Annotated in this window: 22 protein-coding genes, 2 tRNA genes and 1 other RNA gene; 16 read left to right on the top strand and 9 right to left on the bottom strand. The window is 70.2% G+C overall.

Annotated features, from left to right (window positions below):
* Positions 1-34: 34 nt before the first annotated feature.
* Entirely contained in the window at positions 35-1,705 is a 1,671-nt protein-coding gene (locus ACZ3II_RS04380) for a DUF885 domain-containing protein (protein ID WP_465516168.1), read from the bottom strand.
* A 20-nt stretch (positions 1,706-1,725) separates the two neighbouring features.
* Positions 1,726-2,784: a PHP domain-containing protein gene (locus ACZ3II_RS04375; RefSeq protein WP_465516167.1), complete on the bottom strand. Its 1,059-nt coding sequence runs from the start codon at positions 2,782-2,784 to the stop codon at positions 1,726-1,728.
* Between the two features lie 105 nt (positions 2,785-2,889).
* Between ACZ3II_RS04375 and ACZ3II_RS04370 the strand changes: the two genes are divergently transcribed.
* Both ACZ3II_RS04370 and mtnA read left to right on the top strand, forming a co-directional pair.
* A complete protein-coding gene (locus tag ACZ3II_RS04370) occupies positions 2,890-4,737 on the top strand; it encodes a M48 family metallopeptidase (protein ID WP_465516166.1) in 1,848 nt (615 codons plus the stop codon).
* 2 nt (positions 4,738-4,739) lie between these two features.
* A complete protein-coding gene (gene mtnA, locus ACZ3II_RS04365) occupies positions 4,740-5,702 on the top strand; it encodes an S-methyl-5-thioribose-1-phosphate isomerase (protein WP_465516165.1) in 963 nt (320 codons plus the stop codon).
* A 50-nt stretch (positions 5,703-5,752) separates the two neighbouring features.
* Here mtnA and ACZ3II_RS04360 read toward each other — a convergent pair whose 3' ends face one another.
* Genes ACZ3II_RS04360 through ACZ3II_RS04350 form a run of 3 tightly spaced genes read right to left on the bottom strand, consistent with a single transcriptional unit; the run spans position 5,753 to position 8,049 of the window.
* The gene (locus ACZ3II_RS04360) at positions 5,753-6,322 is read right to left on the bottom strand and encodes a DinB family protein (RefSeq protein ID WP_465516164.1); all 570 of its coding nucleotides are present in this window, start codon (positions 6,320-6,322) and stop codon (positions 5,753-5,755) included.
* Between the two features lie 40 nt (positions 6,323-6,362).
* The gene (locus ACZ3II_RS04355; RefSeq protein WP_465516163.1) at positions 6,363-7,295 is read right to left on the bottom strand and encodes a prephenate dehydrogenase; all 933 of its coding nucleotides are present in this window, start codon (positions 7,293-7,295) and stop codon (positions 6,363-6,365) included.
* A 10-nt stretch (positions 7,296-7,305) separates the two neighbouring features.
* Entirely contained in the window at positions 7,306-8,049 is a 744-nt protein-coding gene (locus ACZ3II_RS04350) for a M23 family metallopeptidase (protein WP_465516162.1), read from the bottom strand.
* A 115-nt stretch (positions 8,050-8,164) separates the two neighbouring features.
* Between ACZ3II_RS04350 and ACZ3II_RS04345 the strand changes: the two genes are divergently transcribed.
* The 3 genes from ACZ3II_RS04345 to ACZ3II_RS04335 all read left to right on the top strand — a co-directional run bounded on the left by ACZ3II_RS04345 (position 8,165) and on the right by ACZ3II_RS04335 (position 9,872).
* A complete protein-coding gene (locus tag ACZ3II_RS04345) occupies positions 8,165-8,566 on the top strand; it encodes a hypothetical protein (RefSeq protein ID WP_465516161.1) in 402 nt (133 codons plus the stop codon).
* Between the two features lie 356 nt (positions 8,567-8,922).
* Entirely contained in the window at positions 8,923-9,429 is a 507-nt protein-coding gene (locus ACZ3II_RS04340; protein ID WP_465516160.1) for a tRNA adenosine deaminase-associated protein, read from the top strand.
* A complete protein-coding gene (locus ACZ3II_RS04335; protein WP_465516159.1) occupies positions 9,426-9,872 on the top strand; it encodes a nucleoside deaminase in 447 nt (148 codons plus the stop codon). The genes ACZ3II_RS04340 and ACZ3II_RS04335 overlap by 4 nt, the downstream gene beginning before the upstream one ends.
* A 42-nt stretch (positions 9,873-9,914) precedes the next feature.
* On the opposite strand, the gene deoD is transcribed toward ACZ3II_RS04335, so the two are convergent.
* The gene (gene deoD, locus ACZ3II_RS04330) at positions 9,915-10,628 is read right to left on the bottom strand and encodes a purine-nucleoside phosphorylase (RefSeq protein WP_465516158.1); all 714 of its coding nucleotides are present in this window, start codon (positions 10,626-10,628) and stop codon (positions 9,915-9,917) included.
* Positions 10,629-10,743: 115 nt separating this feature from the next.
* Between deoD and ACZ3II_RS04325 the strand changes: the two genes are divergently transcribed.
* The 3 genes from ACZ3II_RS04325 (at position 10,744) to ACZ3II_RS04315 (ending at position 11,916) form a co-directional block, all read left to right on the top strand.
* A tRNA-Ser gene (locus ACZ3II_RS04325) sits at positions 10,744-10,833 on the top strand.
* 344 nt (positions 10,834-11,177) lie between these two features.
* A complete protein-coding gene (locus tag ACZ3II_RS04320; protein ID WP_465516157.1) occupies positions 11,178-11,387 on the top strand; it encodes a hypothetical protein in 210 nt (69 codons plus the stop codon).
* A 187-nt stretch (positions 11,388-11,574) separates the two neighbouring features.
* Positions 11,575-11,916 carry an STAS domain-containing protein gene (locus tag ACZ3II_RS04315; RefSeq protein WP_465516156.1) on the top strand — a complete coding sequence of 114 codons (342 nt, stop codon included), beginning with the start codon at positions 11,575-11,577 and terminating at the stop codon, positions 11,914-11,916.
* Positions 11,917-12,091: 175 nt separating this feature from the next.
* Here the strand turns inward: ACZ3II_RS04315 and ACZ3II_RS04310 are convergent, their stop codons facing one another.
* From ACZ3II_RS04310 to ACZ3II_RS04300, 3 genes are all read right to left on the bottom strand, one after another.
* Positions 12,092-12,964 (bottom strand): hypothetical protein, encoded by an 873-nt coding sequence (locus ACZ3II_RS04310; protein ID WP_465516155.1) that lies wholly within the window; start codon positions 12,962-12,964, stop codon positions 12,092-12,094.
* The gene (locus tag ACZ3II_RS04305) at positions 12,961-13,317 is read right to left on the bottom strand and encodes a PadR family transcriptional regulator (protein WP_465516154.1); all 357 of its coding nucleotides are present in this window, start codon (positions 13,315-13,317) and stop codon (positions 12,961-12,963) included. The genes ACZ3II_RS04310 and ACZ3II_RS04305 overlap by 4 nt, the downstream gene beginning before the upstream one ends.
* 118 nt (positions 13,318-13,435) lie before the next feature.
* Positions 13,436-13,520 (bottom strand) — tRNA-Ser (locus ACZ3II_RS04300).
* 83 nt (positions 13,521-13,603) lie between these two features.
* Here ACZ3II_RS04300 and ffs point away from each other — a divergent pair.
* The 8 genes from ffs (at position 13,604) to ACZ3II_RS04260 (ending at position 24,160) form a co-directional block, all read left to right on the top strand.
* Positions 13,604-13,700, top strand: an RNA gene (gene ffs / locus ACZ3II_RS04295) — signal recognition particle sRNA small type.
* Positions 13,701-13,794: 94 nt separating this feature from the next.
* Positions 13,795-17,544, top strand: a complete 3,750-nt coding sequence (locus tag ACZ3II_RS04290) for a DNA polymerase III subunit gamma and tau (RefSeq protein ID WP_465516153.1) — start codon at positions 13,795-13,797, stop codon at positions 17,542-17,544.
* A 343-nt stretch (positions 17,545-17,887) separates the two neighbouring features.
* Positions 17,888-18,187 carry a YbaB/EbfC family nucleoid-associated protein gene (locus ACZ3II_RS04285; RefSeq protein WP_465516609.1) on the top strand — a complete coding sequence of 100 codons (300 nt, stop codon included), beginning with the start codon at positions 17,888-17,890 and terminating at the stop codon, positions 18,185-18,187.
* 4 nt (positions 18,188-18,191) lie between these two features.
* The gene (gene recR / locus ACZ3II_RS04280; protein ID WP_465516152.1) at positions 18,192-18,785 is read left to right on the top strand and encodes a recombination mediator RecR; all 594 of its coding nucleotides are present in this window, start codon (positions 18,192-18,194) and stop codon (positions 18,783-18,785) included.
* 399 nt (positions 18,786-19,184) lie between these two features.
* Complete coding sequence (locus ACZ3II_RS04275) at positions 19,185-20,192, top strand: ABC transporter permease (protein WP_465516151.1); 1,008 nt, start codon at positions 19,185-19,187, stop codon at positions 20,190-20,192.
* A gap of 58 nt (positions 20,193-20,250) precedes the next feature.
* Positions 20,251-21,999 (top strand): ABC transporter substrate-binding protein, encoded by a 1,749-nt coding sequence (locus ACZ3II_RS04270; RefSeq protein ID WP_465516150.1) that lies wholly within the window; start codon positions 20,251-20,253, stop codon positions 21,997-21,999.
* A 116-nt stretch (positions 22,000-22,115) separates the two neighbouring features.
* Positions 22,116-23,126, top strand: coding sequence for an ABC transporter permease (locus tag ACZ3II_RS04265; RefSeq protein ID WP_465516149.1), 1,011 nt, complete (start codon positions 22,116-22,118; stop codon positions 23,124-23,126).
* Positions 23,126-24,160 (top strand): ABC transporter ATP-binding protein, encoded by a 1,035-nt coding sequence (locus ACZ3II_RS04260; protein WP_465516148.1) that lies wholly within the window; start codon positions 23,126-23,128, stop codon positions 24,158-24,160. The genes ACZ3II_RS04265 and ACZ3II_RS04260 overlap by 1 nt, the downstream gene beginning before the upstream one ends.

Genomic DNA, 24,160 nt, shown 5'->3' with positions numbered 1-24,160 from the left:
CCGTCCCGTTTCGGTGCGGAGAGGCCCGTATGACTCAAATCCTGGCCAGTGCCTTTCGCAGTGGGTCCAGACCGAGCGACCCGAGGTTCAGAGCGTCCCGGTGGAAGCCCTTGAGGTCGAAGTCACGTCCCTTCCGCTGCTTCGCCTCGTCCCTCGCCTGGAGCCAGATCCGTTCACCGATCTTGTACGACGGCGCCTGCCCCGGCCAGCCCAGATAGCGCTTCCACTCGAACCGCAGCACGTCCTCCTGCATCCGGGTGTGCGCCCGCAGGAAATCCCAGCCCAGCTCGGGTGTCCACCGCTCGCCCGGGTGGAAGCCGAACGGGTTGTCCCGGGGGATCTCCAGCTCGAGATGCATGCCGATGTCGACGATCACCCGGGCCGCCCGGAGCGCCTGGCCGTCGAGCATGCCCAGCCGGTCGCCCGGATCAGAGAGGTAGCCCAGGTCGTCCATCAGGCGCTCGGCGTACAGCGCCCATCCCTCGCCGTGCCCGGAACACCAGCAGAGCAGCCGCTGCCAGCGGTTCAGCGTGTCGGCGCGGAGCAGCGTCTGGCTGATCTGGAGGTGATGGCCGGGCACCCCCTCGTGGTAGACCGTGGTCACCTCACGCCAGGTGGAGAAGGACGCCTGCCCCTCCGGCACCGCCCACCACATCCGGCCCGGCCGGGAGAAGTCCTCGCTCGGGCCGGTGTAGTAGATGATGCCGTCGCTGGTCGGGGTGAGGCAGCACTCCAGCTTCCGGGCCGGCGGCTCGATGTCGAAGTGGGTGCCGTTCAGCTCGGTGATGGCCCGGTCGGAGAGTGCCTGCATCCAGTCCCGGAAGGCCTCCTTGGTGCCGATGTTGCGGGCCGGGTCGGCGTCCAGCGCGGCCACCGCCTGGTCCACCGAGGCCCCGGCGCCGGCGATCCGGGCGGACACCGCACGCATCTCCCGCTCCAGCCGGTCCAGCTCGGCGAAGCCCCAGAGGTACGTCTCCTGCAGATCCACCTTGGCGCCGAGGAAGTACTGCGAGGCGAGCGTGTACCTCTCCAGCCCGGCGGCCTCCTTGTCCCGGCCGCGCGGGGCCAGTTCCTCGCGCAGGAACGCGCCGAAGGCGGCCGTGGCGGCGGTCGCCGCGGCTGCGCCCCGCTCGATCTCGGTGGCCAGCGTCCCGGCGGCCTCGACCCGCCGGGCGAGCCCGTGGAAGAAGTCGTCACGGGCCGGGTCGGTCCACGCGTCGCACTGCTCGGCCACCGCCAGCAGCTGCGCCCGGGCGCTGATCAGACCGTTGCCGGCGCCCTCGAGAAGGGTCCGGCGGTACTGCTCGAGGGCCCGCGGGAACGCGGTGAGCCGGGCCGCGATGTTGGCGACCGCCTCCTCGCCCTCGGTGGGCATGATGTCGAAGGCCATCCGCAGCCCGTGCAACCCGCTGGAGATCACGCTGACGTCGGTGGCGGCGTAACCGGCGTCGTACAGCGCCAGCTGCAGGCCGAGGCGCTCGATCATCGCGTCCTTGGCGACCTGCTCGGACTCGTGCTCCGGCTCGGTCACGTCGAGATCGCTGATGGTCTTGCGAAGCAGACCGGCCTGGGCGGCGAAGCCGTCCGGCGAGAGGTCGTCGGTCTTGTCGTCGTAACCGGTGATGCCGGCGGCGGTGGCCCCCGTCGGGTTGAGCTCGGCCCAGTCGTCGACGTATCGGTTCGCGAGTTCGTCAATTCGTCCCACCTCGCCGACCCTACGGGACCTCAGGCGTGCGACGCAGTCCACTTGAGCAGGCGCTCCGCCGGCCACGTGTTCACGATCCGGTCGGCCGGCACGCCGCACAGCGCCGCCCGCTCACAGCCGAAGTCCAGCCAGTCGAGCTGACCCGGCGCGTGCGCGTCGGTGTCGACGGTGAACACGCAGCCGGCCTCGACCGCGACGGTGAGCATCCGCTTCGGCGGGTCCAGCCGGTCCGGCCGCGAGTTGATCTCGATGGCCTTGCCGTGCTCCAGGCAGGCGGCCAGCACCTTCTCCAGGTCGAAGTCGCTGGGCGGCCGGGTCCGGGCCGTGGAGTGCGCGGCGTCGCCCGGACCCGCCGCCGACACCTTGCGGCCGGTCATGTGGCCCAGGACGTCGAGGTGCGGGTTCGCGACGGCGGCGACCATCCGGCGGGTCATCTTCGCCGCGTCGTCACGCAGCTTGCTGTGCACCGAGCCGACCACCACGTCGAGGCGGGCCAGCAACTCCTCCTCCTGATCCAGCCTGCCGTCCTCGAGAATGTCCACCTCGATGCCGGTCAGGATGCGGAAGCCGTCGGGCAGCGCCTCGTTCAGCCGGGCCACGTGATCGAGCTGTCTGCGCAGCCGGTCGGCGGTCAGGCCGCGGGCCACGGTGAGCCGCGGCGAGTGGTCGGTGAGCACGAAGTACTCGTGGCCGAGGTCGGCGGCGGCCAGCGCCATCTCCTCGATCGGCGAGCCGCCGTCGGACCAGTCGGAGTGCACGTGACAGTCCCCGCGCAGCGCCGCCCGCAGCGCCGCGGCCTCGGCCGGCAGGTCCGCGCCCTCGGTGCTGAGCAGGCGCCGCAGATAGACCGGCTCCTCACCGGCCAGCGATTCGGTCACACAGCGGGCGGTGACCTCGCCCACCCCGGACAGCTTCGCCAGCGTGCCCGCCCCGGCCCGGGCCAGCAGCTCGTCGGGCGGCGTCTTCGCCACGGTGGCGGCCGCCGACCGGAACGCGCGGACCCGGTAGGTGGCCTCGTTCGCCCGCTCCAGCAGGAACGCGATGCGCCGCAGGTCGGCGACCGGGTCACGGGATGCCATAACCGCAGCCTATGCCCTATAACGGATCTTGCCCGTGGCATATCGAAGCCGGTATCTTCCGACGGCCGTCCGGACGGGCGGTGACGAACGGGGGAGGAAGAGACCGTGTCCACAGCCCTGCGCGCCGCACTGTCGGTGGCGATGCTGGTCGGCTTCTACGTGCTGGGCCTGGTCCAGCTCGCGCTGGTCGGCTGGCTGCTCTACGAGATCTGGACGCATTCGCAGAGCGCGGGAGCGGCCAAACTGAGCTGGCTCCTGCTGGCCGCGGTCGGCGCGGTCGTCGCCGGTCTGTGGCAGGCGCTCAAGTCCAAGCCGAGCGAGCCGCACGGCCTGCTGATCAGCCCGGACCAGGCGCCGGTCCTGTGGTCGACGGTCCGGGAGATGTCCGCCGAGGCCGGCACCCGCGCCCCCGACGAGATCCGGCTGGTGCCCGAGGTCAACGCCGCGGTCAGCGAGGACACCAAGCTGCTCGGCCTGGTCGCCGGGCGACGGCGGCTCTACCTCGGCCTGCCGCTGCTGCAGACCTTCACCGTCGACCAGATGCGCTCGGTGCTGGCGCACGAGCTGGGCCACTACTCCGGATCGCACACCCGGCTCGCCGCGGTCGCGTACCGGGGCCGGCAGGCGATGTTCGAGACCCTCAGCCGGGTCGGCAAGTGGAACGTGTTCGGCTGGGTGTTCAAGGGCTACGGCCGGCTCTACCTGCTGGCCAGCAACGCGGTCGGCCGGCGGCAGGAGCTGGAGGCCGACGAGGTGTCGGTACGGGTCGCCGGGCTCGACGCGGCGGTCGGGTCGATGCGCGAGATCCCGGTCGTCGACGCCGCCTGGGACTTCTACTTCGGCCGGTACGTCGCCTACGGCCTGGAGCTGGGCTACGCGCCGGACGACATCTTCGGCGGCTTCGGCCAGCTCTACGCTTCCCGCAGCGAGGAACTCGCCCACCTGCGCGACCAGGAGCCGGACACCGAGACGTCCCGCTGGGACACGCACCCGGCCATCGGCGAGCGGATCGCGGCCATGCGGGCGCTGCCGCCGGTGCAGCACGCCCCCGACCGGCGCCCGGCCACCGTGCTGCTGCCGAACGTCGCCGGGGCCGGCATCGCCCTGCAGCGCGAGGTCTTCGACTTCGGCGACCGGACCGTACTGCCCTGGGACCAGTTCACCGCCGCGTCGGTCACCGCCACCCAGCAGCGCCGCGCCGACCGGGTCTTCCGGTCCACGGCCCGCCTGCTCGGCGTGCCGGAAGCCGGCCTGGCCGAGATCTTCCAGCTCGTCGCGGCCGGCCGGCTCAGCGAACTGGCCGCCGAGTTCTTCCCGGACGCCACCCGCAAGGAGGCCGCGGTCGCCTTCGCCGAGCCGATGGACACCTTGATCACCCTCGCCGCGGTCCGTTCCGGGGTGGTCGGCTGGCAGCACTCCTGGACCGCGCCGGCCCGCCTGGTCGGCCGGGACGGGCGCCCCGCCGACTTCGAGGAGATCGCCAAGCTGGCCGTCGCCCCGGAGACCGTGGACACCGCCCGGCAGCACCTCGCCGCGATCGGCGTCCACGTCGAGGCCGCCCGGGCGGTCGAGACCAGAGCCACCGCGAGCGGCTCGGACGTGATCGGCGCGCTGGCCAACGTGCGCGTCGACGACCAGGAGTCGGACCTGATCCTGCTGGACCGCGGGTTCGTCGTGCTGCCCGCGCCGAAGGGCACCGACGAGGGCGAGAAGCGGCTCAAGGAGCTGCTGTCCAACAACGACCCGGCGGTGCTGGCCAAGCACTACCGCTTCCTCCCGTACGAGGAGGTCACCGGCACCCGGATCATCAAGAACGTGCCGATCCAGGCCGAGATCGACCTGCACGGTGGCGTGACCGTGCACCTCAAGGGACGCTGGACCGGTGATGCCCTGGGCAAGAGCCAGGACACCCTCGAGGCGGTGCTGAAGAGTCTCGGCGAGCGGGCGGAGTGATCGTGCGGACCATCGACTGGGTGGACGGGGCCGTCGAGATCATCGACCAGACGGCCCTGCCGGGTGAGGAACGGGTGCTCCGGTTGCACACCGTGGGCGAGCTGATCGCGGCGATCCAGTCGCTCGCGGTGCGGGGCGCCCCGGCGCTGGGTGTGGCCGGGGCTTTCGGAGTGGCGTTGGCGGCGCGGATCCACCTCGACGATCCGGTGGCGCTCGCGGTGGCCGTACACAAGATCGAGAATGCCCGCCCGACCGCGGTGAACCTGGCCCGGGGCGCCCGCCGGGCCGCCGCATCCATCCCGCGCGGGCCGGAGGCCGTGCTGGCCGAGGCCTGCGCGGTCCGCGACGAGGAGATCGCCGCGTCGGCGGCGATGGCGCGGCTCGGCGCCGACCTGGTCGCCGAGCTGTGCGGGGACCGGCCCCGGCTGCTCACCCACTGCAACACCGGCGGTCTGGCCGCGGTGACCGTCGGCACCGCCCTCGGCGTGGTCGGCGAGCTGCACCAGCGGGGCCGGCTGGCCGGGGTGATCGCCAGCGAGACCCGGCCGCTGCTGCAGGGCGCCCGGCTCACCTCGTGGGAGCTGGCCCGGTGGGGCATCGAGCACCGGGTCGCGGTGGATTCGGCCGGGCCGTTCCTGATGGCCCGCGGGGAGGTGGACGCGGTGATCCTCGGCGCGGACCGGATCTGCGCCAACGGCGACGTCATCAACAAGATCGGGACGTACGCCCACGCGCTCGGCGCGCACCGGGCCGGGATCCCGTTCCTCGTGGTCGCCCCGGAGTCCACAGTCGACGTGGACACCCCGTCCGGTGCGCACGTCGAGATCGAGGACCGCGGGTCGGCCGAGGTCACCGCCTGGGCGGACGCGGTGAACCCGGCTTTCGACGTCACGCCGCACGACCTGGTCACCGCGATCGTCACGGACCGCCGGGTGATCCGCGTCGACCGCGGCGAGAAACCCTAGGTTCCAGCGTGTGTAGTTCGGCCGCCATACGCGCCCGAACTACACACGCTTCAGCTCTTCTTCCAGGGCTTCATCCAGGGACTCTCCGGCCAGCCTTCGGCGGCGGCCATCAGCGGGTACGCGGTGGCGCCGTCGACGGTCTCCCGGATGACGTCGGCGTGGCCGGTGTGCCGGGCGGTCTCCTGGATCAGGTGCAGCAGCACCCACCTCAGCGTCCAGAAGTCGTATTCCTTGGGGTTCCACGGCACGGACTTGTCGATCGGCACCTGGTGATCGAGGTTCGCGATGTCGCGTACCGTCTTCTCGGTCGCCTCGGCCACCCGGTCGTAGTAGGCGAACAGCTCCTCGACCGTCTCGCCGTCGGCGAGCGCGAAGTTGCGCTCGTAGGCGGCGTAGTCGACCTCCCGCTGCTCGCCGCGGACCGTGGTCATCCAGCCCTCCTCGGTGGAGGCGCAGTGCTTGATCAGCCCGCCGACGCTGAGCGCGCTGGCGCTCGGGGTGGCGCGCAATTGCTCCGGGGTGAGGCCGTGCGCGGTCAGCTTGATCACGTAGCGCATCTGGGTGAGGTAGGCGAGCAGACCGTCCTGCTCGTCGGCGACGGGGCGGACCTGACCGGGCATCTGAGGCTCCCTGCGGGTGGCGTCGTTGACACCCACCACGCTAGGAGCCTTTGCGGTCAGTTTCCGGCCGTAATCCGACAAGCCCGGTGTCGTTCACCGACGTCACCCATCCGCCCGACCGGCCCAGAGCCAGCAGCGCCGCGACGTCCGCCGCCACCGGCGCGGGGGCACCCGCCGGCACGGGCCAGCCCCGGCGGGCCTCCGAGGCGGGCCGCAGCAGCGTGGCCAGCTCAGGCTTCGCCAGTGCGCCCGCCAGCGTCTCCAGCTCCGCGATGAGCCGGCTCAACTCCTGCCGGACCGCGTCACTGTTGCCACCGCACATCGCGGCGATCAGCTCCGGCCGGGTCGCCGCCACCCGGGTGCCGTCCCGGAACGAGCCGGCCGCCAGGGCGCCGGCCAGCGGGTCGGTGGTGAGCTGCCCGGCCAGGACCGCGGCGAACAGGTGCGGGACGTGACTGATCCGGGCGACCGCGGTGTCGTGTTCGTCGGCGGTCACCGGCACCACCCGCGCGCCCATCCCGGTGAACAGCGCGGCCAGCGCCAGCCAGTCGCCGAGGCCGGTCTCGTCCGGTTCCAGGCACAGCACCCAGGCACACCCGTCGAACAGATCCGCCTCCGACGCGGCGAACCCGGACGTCTCCTTGCCGGCCATCGGATGCCCGCCGACGAACCGGAAACCCCGCAACAGGTCCCGGACGGGACCCTTCACCGACGTCACATCGGTCACCAGGCCGCCATACCCCTGCAGGTCGGCGGCCACTTGCGGCAGGACCGGCAGGGGTACGGCCACCGCCGCCACATCACTGCCCGCCACCGTCTCGCGCACCGACCCGGCGACGGCGAACCCGGCCGCCCGGGCCAGCTCCCGCGTCCCCGGGTCGGCGTCGAAGCCCACGACGTCGTGCCCGGCCCGCGCCAGAGCCCGCAGCAGCGAGCCGCCGATCAGTCCCAGTCCGATGACCGCGATACGCATTCCGCCGACTCTAGGCGGTGCAGTTGTTCTCCTTCTTCCAGGCCGCGACGGCCGCGGCCGGGCTCTTCCGGCCGTCCTTACGCCACGAGGCGAGATAGGTGTACGGCCAGACGACGCCGCGCCGCACCTTCCAGTCACCGGTCCGCGCGCACGGCGGGGAGATGCCGTAGTGCAGGTGGCAGACGTTGTTGGCGTTGCCGGTCTTGCCGGTCAGGCCGAGCTGCTGGCCGGCCTTGACCCGTACCCCCGCCTTGATGCCGGTCAGCACCTTGCTCAGGTGCGAGCCGTAGTAGCGCACCCCGTCGTCACCGAGGATCGACACCGAGAGGCCGCCGTTGGCCGGCCCGTCCGGGTTGCCCTTCACATAGGTGTCCTTGAGGCTGATCTCGAGCACGACACCGCTGGTGGTGGCCACGAACGGTTTGCCGCAGTCGACGAACAGGTCGGTCGCCGGGTATTTCGAGTGGGTGTCGTGCCAGTCCACGTTCGCGGCGGTGACCGGGAAGGCGTACGTCACGTTCGCCGGCGACGGGCCGGCACTCTTGCTCACCTTCGGCGTCACCGAGGGCGAAGCCGGCGCGGGCGAGGCCGGCGCGGACGTGCCCGGCACGGTCTGCGGGATCGAGGCGGTCACGGGCGGCGCGGCGGCCGAGGACTGTGCCGCCGGGTCGACGAACTGCGGCGTCGTGGCCGGCGACGCCGACCCACCGGTGGTGGACCCGCAACCGGCCAGGCAGACCGCTGCGATCGTCAAACCCGAGAGGGTACGGAGTAGGCGCACCGCGACATCCTGGCAGAAGACCGGAGATCGTGCAGGACCGTGCCGGGTGGCTACGCTGCAGTGGTAGGCGTGAGGAGGGGAACGCGAAATGGCAGAACGGCAAGTCTCCTGGGCCGCGGCCGAGCCTGCGCCGCCCGGCTATCTGCCACCTCGTGAGCTGCCCCACTCCGCCCCGGTCTTCACCGCGCTGCCGCCCCGCCCGTTCTACCGGGAGCCGCATCCGATCACGGCCGGCGCGGTGATCAGCGGGCTGGCGGCGACGACGCTCTGGTTCGTGCTCTTCGGCAGTCTCGGCGACGATCTCGGGTCGTACGCGTGGTGGACCCTCGGCGCCGCCGTCGCCGCCTGGATCGTCGCTCTCCTCCTGGCCGTCCTCGGCGACCGCGGCGTGGCCGTCGGCGTCGCCGTGGCGAGCGGGATCGGCCTGTCGATCGCCCTGTTCCTGGTGAACCTCCAGTGGTACCAGACCCTCGACTGGCCCCTCTGGTAACGCCACGCGACGTGCCCTTTTGGTAGCTGTGAGCACTGGTCAGGCCGATGTGGCCATCGACCCTTGACGAACGTGCGGGCCTGTCGCACGCTCGGCACATGGCCCCCTCGCCACAGCGGCTCGACCCCGATCGCAGCCGCCGTCGTCTTCAGTTGCTGGCGGCTCTCGCGCAGGCGAAATCCACACGAGAGTCGATGCGGTCGCCGCGATTGCGCGGTCTCCGGATCCGTGAGCTGATCGCCACGCGCCGCCGCCCGGCCAACTGACTTCGGGTCGGTCAAGGCGTGGCGCGATGCGCCCGCCGTCCCACCCGCTACCGTCAGGCGCTGAGAGATTAGAGTCGCGTTGGGGGAATCGTGTCGATTTTCGCTGCCGCTGTCGCCCGGAGCAAGAACGGTTGGACGGCGTCGGAGCTGGACCTCTCGGCCCTGGCCGACATCGACGAGGTGGTGGACGCGCTCAGGGATGCCGAGCCGGACGCCGACCTCGCGCTGCTGTTCGTCGAGAGCGACGACGAGTACCTGGCCATCCTGCGTCTCGACGAGGGCGAGGACGTACGGGTCTTCGGTTCGGACTCGGCCTTCGCCGAGGAGTCCCGGATCGGCTCGGTGCTGCTCGGTGAGGTGGAGACTCCGGCCCTCGGGCTGGACGAGCTGGCCGCCGCCGACGACGAGGACGACAAGCCGGCCGATCCGGACGCCGACCCGATCGGCGACGCCGACCTGCTCGGCGACCTGGGCGTGAACGCCCAGCGGCTGCTCGCCCTCTGCGGCATGGAGGGGATGCTGCCGTCCGACGTCACCGCGGAGATCTGCCAGAAGATCGGCTGCGGTGACGAGATGGAGGAGCTGCGCGAGGCGTGATACGCCGCAGGCAGCATGAGGAGTGGATGCGGCGGGCGCTGGCCGTCGCATCCACCTCTCCCGAGGACGTCCCGGTCGGCGCCGTGATCCTCGGCCCGGACGGCGCCGAACTGGCGGCCGCCGGCAACGAGCGGGAACTGACCGGGGATCCGACCGGGCACGCCGAGGTGCTGGCGATCCGCCGGGCCGCGGCGTCGGTGGGCGAGTGGCGGCTGGAGGGCTGCACCCTGGTGGTCACCCTGGAACCGTGCACGATGTGCGCCGGAGCGCTGGTCCTGGCCCGGATCTCGACCCTGGTCTTCGGCGCCTGGGAACCCAAGACCGGCGCTGTCGGCTCGCTCTGGGACGTGGTCCGCGACTCCCGTCTCAACCACCGTCCCGAGGTCTACGCAGGCGTCCTCGAACCCGAATGCGCCGCCCTGATGCGCGACTTCTTCCGGTAGGCCGCGGGTTTCCCCGCCCCGCGGCCACGTACCGGAAGAATCTCAGGCTTGTGAGATGGCCGTCTCCAGGCCGATCTTGACCATGTTGGAGAAGCCCTTCTCACGCTGCGCGGAGTCCATCGCCTCGCCGCGCTTGATGTGGTCGCTGACCGTCAGGATGGTCAGGGCCTTGGCGCCGTAGCGGGCGGCGATCGTGTAGATCGCGGCGGACTCCATCTCGACCGCGAGAACGCCGTAGTCGGCGAGGGAGTCGTAGAGGTCGGGCCGGTCGGTGTAGAAGGCGTCGGCGGCCAGGATCGGGCCCACCCGGATCGGGGTGCCCTGGGCCTCGGCCACCTCGACCGCCTTGCGCAGCAGGCTGAAGTCGGCCACCGGCGCGTAGTCGACCAGGCCGTCGAAGCGGGTGCGGTTCATGTTGGAGTCGGTCGCGGAGCCGATCGCGGCGATGACGTCACCCAGGTTCAGGTCCATCGCCAGGGCGCCGCAGGAGCCGATCCGGATGACCGACTTCACGCCGTACTCGTTGATCAGCTCGTGGGTGTAGATGGACGCCGACGGCATGCCCATGCCGGAGCCCTGCACCGAGACCCGTACGCCCTGGTAGGTGCCGGTGAAACCGAGCATCCCGCGGACCTGGGTGTAACAGACCGCGTCCTCCAGGAAGGTCTCCGCGATCCACTTGGCCCGCATCGGGTCACCGGGCAGCAGCACCCGCTCGGCGATGTCGCCCGGTTTGCCGCCGATGTGCACGCTCATGTTTTTCCTCCACGTTCCGTGACTAGAACGTCGATCTTGCCAGGTCAGCGGCCACGCATCGGGTTATGGGTGACCCGCCGACGAACTCGCCGAGGCGTCCGGTAACGTACTTCCCGGTGGTGTGTCCGAGTGGCCTAAGGAGCACGCCTCGAAAGCGTGTGAGGGTTTACGCCCTCCGCGGGTTCAAATCCCGCCGCCACCGCCACCAGAGAGCCCGGTCCATGTGACCGGGCTCTCTGCTTTTCTCCCCCAGGTGCTGTTACGCTCCGTCGCCAGCTGCCGGGTCCGCCGACAGGGCCGCCCGAGGCTCGTCCGTTCGGTTGTTCTCCATGATCAGCACGCATTCGTGTAACGGTGGTGTTTCGTCGCACGTCAGAGCATGTGCCTACAGTCTGTAGTCAGATGGGGACCGCCCAAATACATAGGGTGTTGCGCAAGTCACGCAGACCAAATACACCGGATCAGACAATGCGGTTCCGACCGGGCGGCGAGAAACTTTCGCGGAAATGCCCCGTGCAGGTCTGTCGATGTCTGTCCTAGATTTGTCATGTGAGAGTTGAGCATCACTGGTGGAATGGCGACGTCCGGCTCGGGCGCCGCGACGTCTACGTCCGCACCGACGGCAATCTCTGGGAGGTCGAGGCCCAGATGGGCGGCCCCGAGGGCAAGTCGAAGGTGCAGCAGTGTCCCGGCAAGGCGTCAGCAATGATCCTGGCCGACGCGTGGCGTGGTCCACGCTGGCGGTGGCGCGAGCTCTAGAGCGGCGCCAGGAGCCCCCCACAGGCTGCGCCGCGAATGCTTGACCTTTGTTACGGCCAGCCTCGAACGGACCGGACCCCCTCAGGGTCCGGTCCGTTCCTGCTTTCTGACGCACGTGGTGTCCGATGTGTGGAGATCGTCGGAATCTATGCTGAATCCCCATCACACGGGTAGGAAGCCAATCATCATGCAAGCAACAATCACCGACCATCGGGCCGAGGTTGCGGTGCTCCACCTGCGGGGAGAGTTGGACGCGGACACCGCCGGCCAGTTGCATACGGTGCTCGCCGACCTGCTGGAACGCCCGGTGCCGCGGATCGTGGTGGACCTGACCGGGCTCAAGTTCTGTGATTCGGTGGGGCTGAGCGCGTTCGTCACCAGCAAGCAGGTGATCGCGGCGCGGGGCGGCTGGCTCAGCTTCGCCGGCGCCAACCCGTTCCTGGCCCAGCTGCTGGAGACCGTCGGGCTGGGCCGCTACTTCGCGATCTTCCCGGAAGTGGACGACGCGATAGCAGCCGCGCAGATCTGACGCGGCCTGGTGATGGTCACCTTGTTCCCGAGGGCGAACGCCCCGACCGCGTTACGGAAAAGGCGAGGGCCGGCTCCGATCGGGAGCCGACCCTCGCCCGCACTGTTTTCGATCCTGACAATAGACCGCTCCGGCGCCCCCCTGATCGGCGGGGCGTCTGCGCAGTTCAGAGCGCTCAGGCGCGAGCCCGGCGACGGCCCGCCAGCAGCGCGGCGAACGCCACCAGAGCGACCCCGGCGGCCACCGACGGCCCGGTCTGCACGGCATCCAGGGAACCGGTCATGGCCCGGTGCAGCGGGTCCAGCAGGAAGGTCGGCGCGGCGGCGATCAACAGGCGCTGATCAGCGGTGGCGAACCACAGGAAGACGACGATCGTCGCGGCGGTCACGATCAGGGCCATGATCCGTACGGCCGGATCGGTCCGCCACAACTCGCCGACCGGAACCAGGTGCAGCGCCAGCACACCCACCGTGACCAGAGCGGCGTTGCCCCGCTCCAGCAGCGGGACGTCGTCCGGGCGGCGCAACCCGATGACCAGCAACGGCAGGGCCAGAACCGGGGCCCACCACTGCGGCAGGCCGTTGGCGAACAGGTACTGGGAGACCGCGGTCTGCACGGCGATCGCCGCCACCGCGAAGCCCACCGCGAGCCGCTGCCGGCCCAGGAACAGGGCGGCCAGGGCGGCGGCACAGAAGAGCAGGTTCGGCCCCAGATCCCGCAGCACGAGCAGCGGGGCGTCCAGGCCGCCGAACTGGAAGGCCTCCACGAGATCGTCGATCCCGACCAGCACCCCCAGGGCCAGCACGGCCATCGCCGCCAGTTGCAGGCCCTGCCGGAGCAGCACCAGCCCCGGCCGGGCCGACGCGGCGCCGGCCCGGACCCGCAGGCCGCCGCGGATCAGGGCGACCGCCTGGCGTGGCTCCGGCCAGCGGCGCGTCCCGTCGGCCAGCAGGATCTCCAGCAGCTCGTCGGCGCGCTCGCCGCGGTAGTCCGCCGGGTAGGCCCGCAGCAGCGCCCGATAGCGGCGTTCCAGGATGTCGTGGGTCATGCCGGTGAAGCCCTCCAGTTCGATCGGCGGCCGTCCAGCCGCTCGTGGACCACACGTGCCGCCTGCGCCAGCCGGTCCGCCTCCGCGGCGAGCACCGTGTGCCCCTCGTCGGTGAGGCGGTAGTAGCGGCGGGCCCGCCCGTTGACGATCTCCTCGCCGTCGGCGGCGATGTAGCCCTCGCCGAGCAGCCGATCCACCACCGAGTACAGCGAGCCGGCGGCGAGCTTGACTTGGCCACCGGACAGCTCCTCGACCCGTTTGACCACGGCGTAGCCGTGCAGCCGGCCGTCGAGCAGGGCGGCGAGGACGTAGTACGACGGTTCCCGCAGGGAGACACGCGAAGTTGATCGCATGGCGACCGAATATACAAGTAGCTTGTATATGGAGCAAGGCATGGCATGCCGAACGCAGAAAAGCCGCGGGGCCGGATCTTTCGATCCGGCCCCGCGGCGATAGCTCTACTGAAGAGAGCGGAGGATACGAGATTCGAACTCGTGAGGGGTTTCCCCCAACACGCTTTCCAAGCGTGCGCCCTAGGCCACTAGGCGAATCCTCCGTGCGCCAGAGTAGTGCACTCCGCCGGGTGGAGTGCATGGGGGTGGGGGCGACCAGGCCCCTCCTTCAGAGGGTATGCTTCCGATCAGCCTCTCGTGCGGCGTGTATCTCGTGAACCTCCCCAGGGCCGGAAGGCAGCAAGGATAAGCGGGCTCTGGCGGGTGCACGAGGGGTCTTTTACGTTCCGGCGACCGTCGGTGCCACGGCAGCGGGACAGTCTTGGTTCTTGTCGTACCCCCGACGGACAATGGCGCGGTCGTTGGAGAGGGGCAGGAGTGGCACTCGCGCTCTATCGGAAGTACCGGCCGCGCACCTTCGCCGAGGTGATCGGCCAGGAGCACGTCACCGAGCCGTTGTCGCAGGCGTTGCGCAGCGGCCGGATCAATCACGCCTATCTCTTCTCCGGCCCACGCGGTTGCGGCAAGACGTCCAGCGCGCGCATCCTGGCCCGCTCGCTCAACTGCGAGCAGGGCCCCACGCCCGAGCCGTGCGGCGTCTGCGGGTCGTGCAAGTCGCTGGCCAACGACGGCGCCGGCTCGATCGACGTGATCGAGATCGACGCGGCCAGCCACGGTGGTGTCGACGACGCCCGGGAGCTGCGGGAGAAAGCGTTCTTCGCACCCGCCAACAGCCGTTACAAGATCTACGTGATCGACGAGGCGCACATGGTCTCGTCGGCCGGCTTCAACGCGCTGCTCAAGCTCGTCGAGGAGCCGCCGGACTACGTGCGGTTCATCTTCGCCACCACCGAGCCGGACAAGGTGCTCGGCACCATCCGCTCCCGCACCCACCACTACCCGTTCCGGCTCATCCCGCCCGCCGTCCTCCGGCCCTATCTTCAGCAGCTCACCGACGCCGAGGGCGTCACCGTCGAGCCGTCGGTCCTCCCCCTGGTGGTCCGGGCCGGCGGTGGCAGCGCGCGGGACACCCTGTCGATCCTGGACCAGCTGATCGCCGGCTCCGGCCCCGACGGCGTCACCTACTCGAGCGCCGTCGGCCTGCTCGGTGTCACCGACGTCGCCCTGATCGACGAGATGTGCGACGCGCTCGCCGACGGTGACGGCGCCGCCGCCTACGCCACCATCGACCGGGTCGCCGAGGCCGGGCACGAGCCGCGCCGGTTCGCCTCCGACCTGCTGGAGCGCTTCCGCGACCTGATCGTCCTGCAGCAGGTGCCCGACGCGGTCGCCAAGGGCCTGATCGACGGCCCGGCCGACCAGCTCGAGGCGATGGCCGCGCAGGCCGCCCGGCTCGGCGCGGCCACCCTGTCCCGCTGCGCCGACATCCTGCACAACGGCCTGGTGGAGATGCGCGGCACGACCGCGCCACGGCTGCTGCTCGAGCTGGTCACGGCCCGCATGCTGCTGCCGGGCGCGGACACTTCGGCGTCCGCGCTGCTGCAGCGCCTGGAGCGGTTGGAGCGCGGGGTCACCCTTTCGCCGTCTGCCGCCGGTTCCCCTGACGTACGAGGTGAGCACCCACCCGCCACCCCCGCCATCGACGCGCCCCGTGGCCCTGCCGGGGCCGACGCGGGGGCGGCGAGTGCCGGTGGTGGGCGGGCGGCTGCGATGGCCGCTGCCCGTGCTGCGGCGGCTGGTCGTCCCTCCGGCCCTGGCGGTGTCCGTCCGGTTTCCCCGGCGGCCCCGGTTTCTCCGGCAGGCCAGGCCGCTCCGGCAGGCCAGGTCCCCGCGGCGGCTCCGGTTTCTCCGGCAGCTCAGGTCCCTGCGGCGGCCCCGGTCTCGCCGACGGCTCCGGTCTCTCCGGCGACTCCGCCTTCGCCAGCGGCGTCGGCCGTCTCGCCGGCTCCTGCGACAGTCGCTCCCGCACCGAATGCCCCTTCTGCGCCGGTTTCGCCGGGTGGTGACCGCACTGCCGGACCCGGTGGCGCTTCGCCGTCGACTGCCGGTTCTCCCGCGCGCGGCGCCTCCGCGGAGGGTGAGCCCGATTGGAACCGTGTCGCCGGCGGCAACGAGCCGGTCGAAGCGAGCTATTACGACGACGAGCCGCCCCCGTGGGACGAGGACCCGCCCGAGGCCGCCGGCCCGCCCGAGCCGGTGCGCCGTGTCCCGGCCCGCCCGGATGCCGCCCGGCCGCACCAGACCCACCCCGATCCCGCGAGCGCCGGGCTCGGCCGATCGGAGCATTCGACCGCGGACGCCGGCCGGCCCGACTCCGTACGCCCGGATGCCGTTCGTGCGGAGCCGGCGCGCCCGGATTCCGTCCGCTCGGAGCAGGAGGACGGGCGGCTGGAGCAGATCAGAGCAGCCTGGCAGGCGCTCGGGCAGCACCAGCCGAAGGTGCGCGCGATGCAGGAGTACGGCATCGGCGTCCGCGAGGTCGACGGCAACACCGTGGTGTTCGCCGCCCCGAACCAGGCGCTCATGGACCGTTTCCTGACCTGGACCGATGCGATCGCCGGCGAGTTCCGCAAGGCGCCCGGCGGTGTCTGGCGCATCCGGTGCGAGGTGGGTTCGGCGGAGGCCCGGGGCGGGGGCCGTCCCGGCGCTCCCGCGGACCGCCGTGACCAGTCCGCCGACCGGCGCATGTCCTCCGGCGCCTCCCACCGGACCGCACCCACGTCCGCGGTGTCCGCTCCGGAGCGCAACACCGGCCGTACCGAATCGCGCCCGTCCCGGCCTCAGCGCGCCCCGGCCGCCGACGCCGACGAAGACGGCCCGGCACCGGCCCGCCGGGAACAGCGCGAGCCTACGGACGCCGCACAACCCTCCGTAGCGTCGGACGACACCGGCTGGCCGGAGCCCGTCGCGCCGGGTGGCAGGGCTGCCGGGAGTACGCGGGACGCCGCCGAGGACACGGGCTGGCCGGAACCGGCTTCACCGGGCAGCCGGGCGACTTCCGATCAGGGACGGTCCGGCGAGACCGGCTGGCCGGAGCCGGTTCGCCCGGCTGCTCCTGACGTTGCCGGCCGATCCGCCGCGCCCGGGCCGGTCGCGGAGGTCGACGGTGCGGGGGCATCGGAGTGGCCGGAGCCGGTTCGCCCAGGCGGGGTGACCGTCGTCCCGGAAACGACCGGCAGCGAAACCGACTGGCCTGAACCGGCACGGCCCGGGGCTTCCGCCCAGAGCGATCCCGGTCCGGCACGGTCCGCGGTGTCTTCACCGGGCGGGTCTGATCGGCCCGAGCAGTCCCATTCCGGAGCGACCATCGACGGCGAGCGGGAGTGGCCTGAGCCGGTTCGGCCTGGAACGGCCGCTGGTAGTGGCTCTGAATGGCCTGAACCCGCGCGGCCCGGCGCGGCCGTCGTGGGTGGCTCTGTTGCGGGCGCTGAGACGGCCGCCGGCCCGAGTGCCGTGCCGCCGGTTGAGTCGACACGTTCTGCGTCTGCTGCGGGACGCCAAGGCGTGGCAGGCGGTGTCTCCGCAAACGGCAGCGGCTCCGGGCCGGGCGCCAGTAGTGGCACGGCGCCGAGTGGTGGGCAGGGTGCCAGCGGTAGCACAGGGCTGAGCGGTGGGCCGGGTGCCGGCGGCGGCACGAGGCCAAGCGGTGGGCCGGGCGCCGGCGGTGGGCTCGGGGCCGGTGGCGGCTCGGGGCTCGGTGGTGGGTCGGCGTTCGGCGGGGCGGCGGTTGCGGCCGCGCCGCGGGACAGTGGCACGCCAGCGCCAGCGCCAGCACCAGCGGCGTCGGCGCGGTCGGCGGCGATGGAGGCGGCTCGGGCGGCTGCGCGTACCGGAATGGGCAGTGCTGCCTCCGGAGGTGGGGCGGCTGCCGCACGTGCCGCACTGGCCGGCGCGCGCAGCGCGGGCGGGCCGGCCCCCGGGGGTGCCGCGACCGGCCGCCCGGCCGGAAACACCTGGTCCGACGGGTCTCCGGTGGAGGAGGCGCCCTACGACCCGGAGTACGACGGTCCGGCGCCTCCGAGCGGCTCGGCCTATGAGGGCTTCGACCCGGGCGACGAGCCGCTCGACGTGGTGATCGACGAGAAGACGGCGCGGCAGAGCAGTGAGGAGCAGGCGATCCAGCTGCTCCGGGAGGCCTTCGGCGCGGAGAAGATCGCCGAGCTGTGAGCCGGTCCGGCGGGACCGGGGACGGTGGCGAGCGCGGGTTGGGCAGTTGATGAGGCTGCTGATCACGGCGCCGAGCGGTCCCGGTCGGATGCGGGCTGCCCGGCTGGTCGTGGTGGCTGTCTCGGCACTGCTGAGACAGCCATGAGAGCCAGCCGCGGGGCACGGGACGGGGAGAGCGGAAGCGGCCGACCTCTCTCGTGGGTGTCCGGTGGCGTCTCGGTGGGCATCAGGACGGTGGCGGCTACGCTGGCGGCGGTAACTTCGACCGCCGCGCCATATCGACGGTGGACAACGAACCGATTAGTTGAGGAGCGGTGCCATGCGCCCCGGTGCACAGCCGAACATGCAGCAGATCATGAAGCAGGCGCAGAAGATGCAGGAGCAGGTCGCCCGCGCGCAGGCCGAGCTGGCCGAGGCCGAGCTGACCGGCACCGCCGGTGGTGGGCTGGTGACCGTGGTGGTCACCGGTCTCGGGGAGTACAAGTCGGTGAAGATCGACCCGAAGGTGGTCGACGCGGATGACGTGGAGACCCTCGAGGACCTGGTGCTCGCGGCGATCCACAACGCGGCCGAGGCGCAGCGTGAGCTGACGGAGGAGAAGATGGGCCCGGCGACCGGCGGCTTCTCCCTGCCGGGGTTCTGATCTCGTGTATGAAGGTGCCATCCAGGACCTGATCGATGAACTGGGCCGGCTGCCGGGCGTGGGCCCGAAGTCGGCCCAGCGCATCGCGTTCCACGTCCTGTCCGCGGATCCGGCCGACGTGAACCGGCTGGCCTCCGCGCTGCGCAAGGTGAAGGACCTGGTCCGGTTCTGCACCACGTGTTTCAACGTGGCCGAGTCGGAGCAGTGCCGGGTGTGCCGTGACCCGCGCCGGAGCAACGAGGTCCTCTGCGTGGTGGAGGAGCCGAAGGACGTGGTGGCGATCGAGCGCACCGGCGAGTTCCGGGGCCGCTATCACGTGCTCGGTGGGGCGATCAATCCGCTGGAGGGGATCGGCCCGGACAACCTGAAGGTCCGCGAGTTGTTGATCCGGCTCGGGACGGGCGAGGTGAAGGAGCTGATCCTGGCCACGGACCCGAATACGGAGGGTGAGGCGACAGCGACCTACCTGGCGCTCCTGGTGAAACCCATGGGGATCGCCGTGACCCGCCTGGCGAGCGGTCTTCCGGTGGGCGGCGATCTGGAGTATGCGGACGAGATCACTCTCGGTCGCGCTTTTGAGGGCCGCCGGGCTGTTTGAGATCACCACTCGTAACGTTGCAGTAAACGCGCCGCCCGAATGGCACTGCATGGTGCCGCGGGCGGTTTTTGCGGTGTACCTTCCGTTTAATCGGAGTCTAGGTCACAACGATGTCACGGAGGAGACACGGAAGCGTCCGTGTGCGGTCAGTGACCTTGACCCGGGGTACCGCACTAGGTGAATGTTCCTCTCGATGACGGCACACCCGTCGTCTAGTGCCTTCGTGCGCTGATCCGAACTGGGTCTCGCGTCGAAGGCCGGCACTCGAAGCATGCGACAACCGATCGGTTGCCGTCAGCTGCGTGGGCCATCGTCACCGGTCGAGAGGTTCCGTGTACCTCCGTCGGCCGCTGGCGTTGACTCCCGCTGCGCGGTGGCCGGGAGAGGACCGGACAGTTCATGGTCATAGGACCCGGCACGGTCTCCGACCAGGCTCCGGCGACACCGGACCCGGCTGAGGGCCCGGTTCCCGGCAAGGCGATCGAAGGTCGCTCGCTCGGGCGGATCGCATGGACCCGGCTCAAGCGTGACAAGGGCGCCCTCGGTGGCGCTGTCGTGATCATTTTGCTGGTGCTGATGGCGCTCTTCGCGCCGCTCATCGTCAAGCTGACCGGCGCCACCCCGAACGAGTTCCATCAGGATCTGCTCGACGAGACGTTCGTGCCGAAGGGCACGTTCGGCGGGATGAGCTGGGATCACCCGATGGGCCTCGAGCCGACGAACGGCCGCGACCTCTTCGCCGGCATCGTCTACGGCGCCCGCATCTCGCTGCTGGTCGCGTTCCTCGCCACTCTGCTCTCGGTCATCCTCGGCACGGTGCTCGGCGTCATGGCCGGGTACTTCGGTGGCTGGGTCGACACCGTGATCAGCCGGGCGATGGACGTGTTCCTTGCCTTCCCGGTGCTGGTGTTCGCGCTGGCGCTGGCGGGTGTCATCCCGAACGAGGCGTTCGGGCTCTCCGGCCTGAGTCTCCGCATCGTTCTGCTGATCTTCATCATCGGCTTCTTCAACTGGGGTTACATCGCCCGCGTCATCCGCGGGCAGACGTTGTCCCTGCGCGAGCGTGAGTTCGTGGACGCGGCTCGTGGTCTGGGCGCGCGTGGCCCGTACATCCTGTGGAAGGAACTCCTTCCCAACCTGGTCGCGCCGATCCTGATCTACGCCACGCTGCTGATCCCGACGAACATCATCTTCGAGGCGTCGCTGTCCTTCCTCGGCGTGGGTGTCGCGCGCCAGTTGGAGGGCGAGCCGGGTGTCACATGGGGCGGCATGCTGTCCACCGCGGTGGACTACTACACGCTGCCGCACTTCATGTTCTGGCCGGGTATGGCGATCTTCATCACTGTGCTCGCCTTCAACCTCTTCGGTGACGGGCTGCGTGACGCGCTCGACCCGAAGACGCGATGACCAACGATCGATCTCACGCAAATCAGCGAAGGGGAGTTATCTGATGAGGAGAAGGTCGGTGACTGCGGTCGTCATGACCGCGGCGCTCACTTTCAGCGTCGCCGCCTGTGGCGGGGGCGGCGATGATGACAAGAAGTCCAACGGCGGCGGCAGCACCGAGCAGGCGTTCAACGCCTCGGTCGGCAACATCTTCGCCCCGTCCACCAAGACCGGCGGCACGCTGAAGCTCGCCATCTCGGAGGACTGGGACTCGGTCGACCCGGGCGACACCTACTACGGTCTCTCCTGGAACTTCCTGCGGACGTACGCCCGTACTCTCACGATGTTCAAGCCGGTTCCCGGCACGGGCAGCGAGGAGCTGGTCGGCGACCTGGCCGAGGGCCTGGGTGTCTCCAGCGAGGGCGGCAAGACCTGGACGTACAAGCTGCGCGCCGGTCTGAAGTTCGACGACGGTTCTCCGATCACCTCGAAGGACATCAAGTACGCCGTGCTGCGTACGGTCGACAAGGACGTCCTGGTCCACGGCCCGACCTACCTCGGTGACTTCCTGAACCTGCCCGCGGGTTACAAGGGCGTCTACAAGTCCAAGGGTGTCAACACCGATCAGGCGATCGAGACCCCGGACGACCGCACCATCGTCTTCCACCTGAAGCAGCCGTTCGGTGGCTTCGACTACTTCGCCATGCTGCCCGGCACCGCGCCGGTTCCGGAGGCGAAGGACACCGGTGTGAAGTACAAGGAGAAGGTCGTCTCCTCCGGCCCGTACAAGTTCGAGAACTACCAGGAGGGCAAGGGCTTCACCCTGGTTCGTAACACGAACTGGGACAAGGCCACCGACCCGAACCGCCCGGCGCTCCCGGACCGCTACGAGGTCAAGCTGGGCGTGGAGTCGAACGACATCGACAACCAGCTCATCGCCGGCACCCTCGACGTCGACATGGCCGGCACCGGTGTTCAGCCGGCTTCGCTGGCCCGCGTGCTGAACGACCCGACCCTGAAGGCTCAGTCGGACAACCCGGGCTCCGCCCGGACCTGGTACACCTCGATCAACCCGAAGGTGGCCCCGCTCGACAAGCTGGACTGCCGCAAGGCGATCATGTACGCCGCCGACCGCACCGGTCTGCAGGCCGCGTACGGTGGCCCGGTCGCCGGTGGTGAGATCGCCACCTCGCTGATGCCGCCGAACATCGCGGGTCACCAGAAGATCGACCTGTACCCGGCCGGCGCCGACAACAAGGGTGACGTGGCCAAGGCCAAGGAGGCCCTGGCCGCCTGTGGTCAGCCGAACGGCTTCAGCACCACCATGGCGTACCGCTCGGACCGCCCGAAGGAGAAGAACACCGCCGAATCGCTCCAGCAGTCGCTGGCTCGCGTCGGTATCAAGCTGACCCTGAAGGGTCTGCCCACCGGTGACTACTTCTCGCTGTACGCCGGCAAGCCGAGCTACCGCGATGGCAACAACCTGGGCCTGATGACCAACGGCTGGTCCGCGGACTGGAACGACGGCTTCGGCTTCCTCTCGCAGATCGTCGACAGCCGCACCATCCGGGAGTCGGGTGGCTCGTCGAACCTCAGCATCTACATGTCCGACGTGGACAAGCTGATCGACCAGGCCGTCGCCGAGACCGACAAGGCCAAGCGCGAGGCGATCTGGGCCGAGATCGACAAGAAGGTCATGGAGAACGCGGTCGTCCTGCCGGCCGTGTGGTCCAAGGCTCTGACCCTGCGCAGCAAGAACGCCACCAACATCTTCGTGAACGAGGCCTTCGGCCAGTACGACTACATGATGATGGGCGCCGCTAAGTAATCCCCTGCGTCAACGCAGTACCCGACGAAGACAGTTAGGCAGGTGAAGGCGCTCGGGGGGCCGGCAGTTCCGGACCACAGTTCGGAACTGCCGGCCCCCCGAAGCCGGACAACGTGGTGACCTACATCATCCGGCGCACTATCGGCGCCCTGCTCATGCTGATCGTGGTCAGCATGGTGACGTTCTCGATCTTCTTCCTCGTCCCTCGGTGGGCGGGTGGTAGCGCGGAGAACCTCGCGGCCCGGTACGTGGGCCGTTCCGCCGGCGCGGAGGAGATCGCCGCAGCCGCCGAGCGGCTCGGTTTCAACGATCCGGTCTGGCTGCAGTACTGGCACTGGCTCAAGGGCGTCTTCGTCGGTGCGACGTACGACCTCGGCACCGGCCCGGAGGCCTGCCCGGCACCCTGCTTCGGGTACTCCTTCATCAACCGCTCCCCGGTCTGGCCGGACCTGGTCGACCGGATGCCGGTGACCTTCTCCCTGGCGATCGGCGCCGCGATCATCTGGCTGATCAGCGGTGTGGCCGTCGGTGTGGTGTCGGCCCTGAAGCGGGGCAGCGTCTTCGACCGCGTGTCGATGGGCATCGCGCTCGCCGGCGTGTCGCTTCCGATCTTCTTCACCGGCCTGATGTCGCTGGTGATCTTCAGCTACGGGCTCGGCTGGACCCCGCCCGGTGGCACCTATACACCCATCGAGGAGGATCCCTTGGCGTGGGCGCACGGCCTGCTGCTGCCGTGGATCACCCTTGCCTTCCTCTTCTCGGCCTCGTACGCACGCCTCACCCGGGCGGGCATGCTGGAGACGATGAGTGAGGACTTCGTACGAACGGCGCGTGCCAAGGGCCTGCGCAACAGCACCGTGATCACCAAGCACGGGCTGCGGGCGTCGCTGACGCCGATCGTCACGATCTTCGGTCTCGACCTGGGCCTGCTGCTCGGTGGCGCGGTGCTCACCGAGACCACCTTCACCCTGCAGGGCCTGGGCAAGTACACGATCGACGCGATCTTCAAGAACGACCTGCCCCAGGTCATGGGGGTGGTCATGCTGACCGCGTTCTTCGTGGTCGCCGCCAACCTGATCGTCGACCTGCTGTACGCGGTCATCGACCCGCGAGTGAGGCTCAGCTGATGGCCGATCCGTTCCTGAAGGTGCAGGATCTCAAGATCCACTTCCCGACCGACGACGGCCTGGTCCGCTCGGTCGACGGCCTGACGTTCTCCCTGGAGCGCGGCAAGACGCTGGGAATCGTCGGCGAGTCGGGCTCCGGCAAGTCGGTGACCAGCCTCGGCATCCTGGGCCTGCACAACAAACGCAACGCCCGGGTGTCCGGCGAGATCTGGCTGGGCGACCAGGAACTGGTGAACGCCTCCCCGGAGGACGTGCGCAAGCTGCGCGGCCAGCGCATGGCGATGATCTTCCAGGACCCGCTGTCCGCGATGCACCCGTTCTACACGGTCGGCCACCAGATCATCGAGGCCTACCGGGTGCACCACAACGTGTCCAAGAAGGTGGCCCGCAAGCACGCCATCGACATGCTCAACCGGGTCGGCATCCCGCAGCCGGACCAGCGCGTGGACGACTACCCGCACCAGTTCTCCGGTGGTATGCGGCAGCGCGCCATGATCGCCATGGCGCTCTCCTGCGACCCGGAGCTGCTGATCGCCGACGAGCCGACCACCGCGCTCGACGTGACCGTGCAGGCGCAGATCCTCGACCTGATGCACGACCTGCAGCAGGAGTTCAACTCGGCGCTGATCATCATCACCCACGACCTGGGCGTGGTGGCGGAGCTCGCCGACGACATCCTGGTCATGTACGGCGGCAAGGCGATCGAGCAGGGCCCGGCCCAGACGATCTTCGAGGCGCCGGAACACCCGTACACCTGGGGTCTGCTCGGCTCGATGCCGCGGATGGACCGGCCGGTGGCCGACCGCCTCCTGCCGATCCCCGGCTCGCCGCCGTCGCTGATCAACCTGCCGTCGGGGTGTTCGTTCCACCCGCGGTGCGTCTACGAGCCGCGGACCGGCGGCCTCGGCAATACGCTGGTTCCGGAGCTGGTCGAAGCCGGCGGCGGGCATCGGGTGCGCTGTCACCTGCCGGTCGCCGAGCGGCGCCGGATCTGGGCCGAAGAGATCAAGCCGAAGCTGGAGGCCGGTCAGTGA

Source organism: Actinoplanes sp. NPDC019969 (genome assembly GCF_055562375.1).
Note: the sequence above shows the minus strand (reverse complement) of the source record. Positions and strands in the feature narration are given on the sequence as shown.

Excerpts from the sequence above, each read along its gene's own strand:
- ACZ3II_RS04305 (WP_465516154.1), bottom strand. The coding sequence starts at position 13,317 with ATGCGATCAACTTCGCGTGTCTCCCTGCGGGAACCGTCGTACTACGTC.
- ACZ3II_RS04260 (WP_465516148.1), top strand. The coding sequence starts at position 23,126 with ATGGCCGATCCGTTCCTGAAGGTGCAGGATCTCAAGATCCACTTCCCG.
- ACZ3II_RS04315 (WP_465516156.1), top strand. The coding sequence starts at position 11,575 with ATGCAAGCAACAATCACCGACCATCGGGCCGAGGTTGCGGTGCTCCAC.
- ACZ3II_RS04285 (WP_465516609.1), top strand. The coding sequence starts at position 17,888 with ATGCAGCAGATCATGAAGCAGGCGCAGAAGATGCAGGAGCAGGTCGCC.
- ACZ3II_RS04310 (WP_465516155.1), bottom strand. The coding sequence starts at position 12,964 with ATGACCCACGACATCCTGGAACGCCGCTATCGGGCGCTGCTGCGGGCC.
- ACZ3II_RS04355 (WP_465516163.1), bottom strand. The coding sequence starts at position 7,295 with ATGCGTATCGCGGTCATCGGACTGGGACTGATCGGCGGCTCGCTGCTG.
- ACZ3II_RS04375 (WP_465516167.1), bottom strand. The coding sequence starts at position 2,784 with ATGGCATCCCGTGACCCGGTCGCCGACCTGCGGCGCATCGCGTTCCTG.
- ACZ3II_RS04275 (WP_465516151.1), top strand. The coding sequence starts at position 19,185 with ATGGTCATAGGACCCGGCACGGTCTCCGACCAGGCTCCGGCGACACCG.
- deoD (WP_465516158.1), bottom strand. The coding sequence starts at position 10,628 with ATGAGCGTGCACATCGGCGGCAAACCGGGCGACATCGCCGAGCGGGTG.
- ACZ3II_RS04360 (WP_465516164.1), bottom strand. The coding sequence starts at position 6,322 with ATGCCCGGTCAGGTCCGCCCCGTCGCCGACGAGCAGGACGGTCTGCTC.
- ACZ3II_RS04345 (WP_465516161.1), top strand. The coding sequence starts at position 8,165 with ATGGCAGAACGGCAAGTCTCCTGGGCCGCGGCCGAGCCTGCGCCGCCC.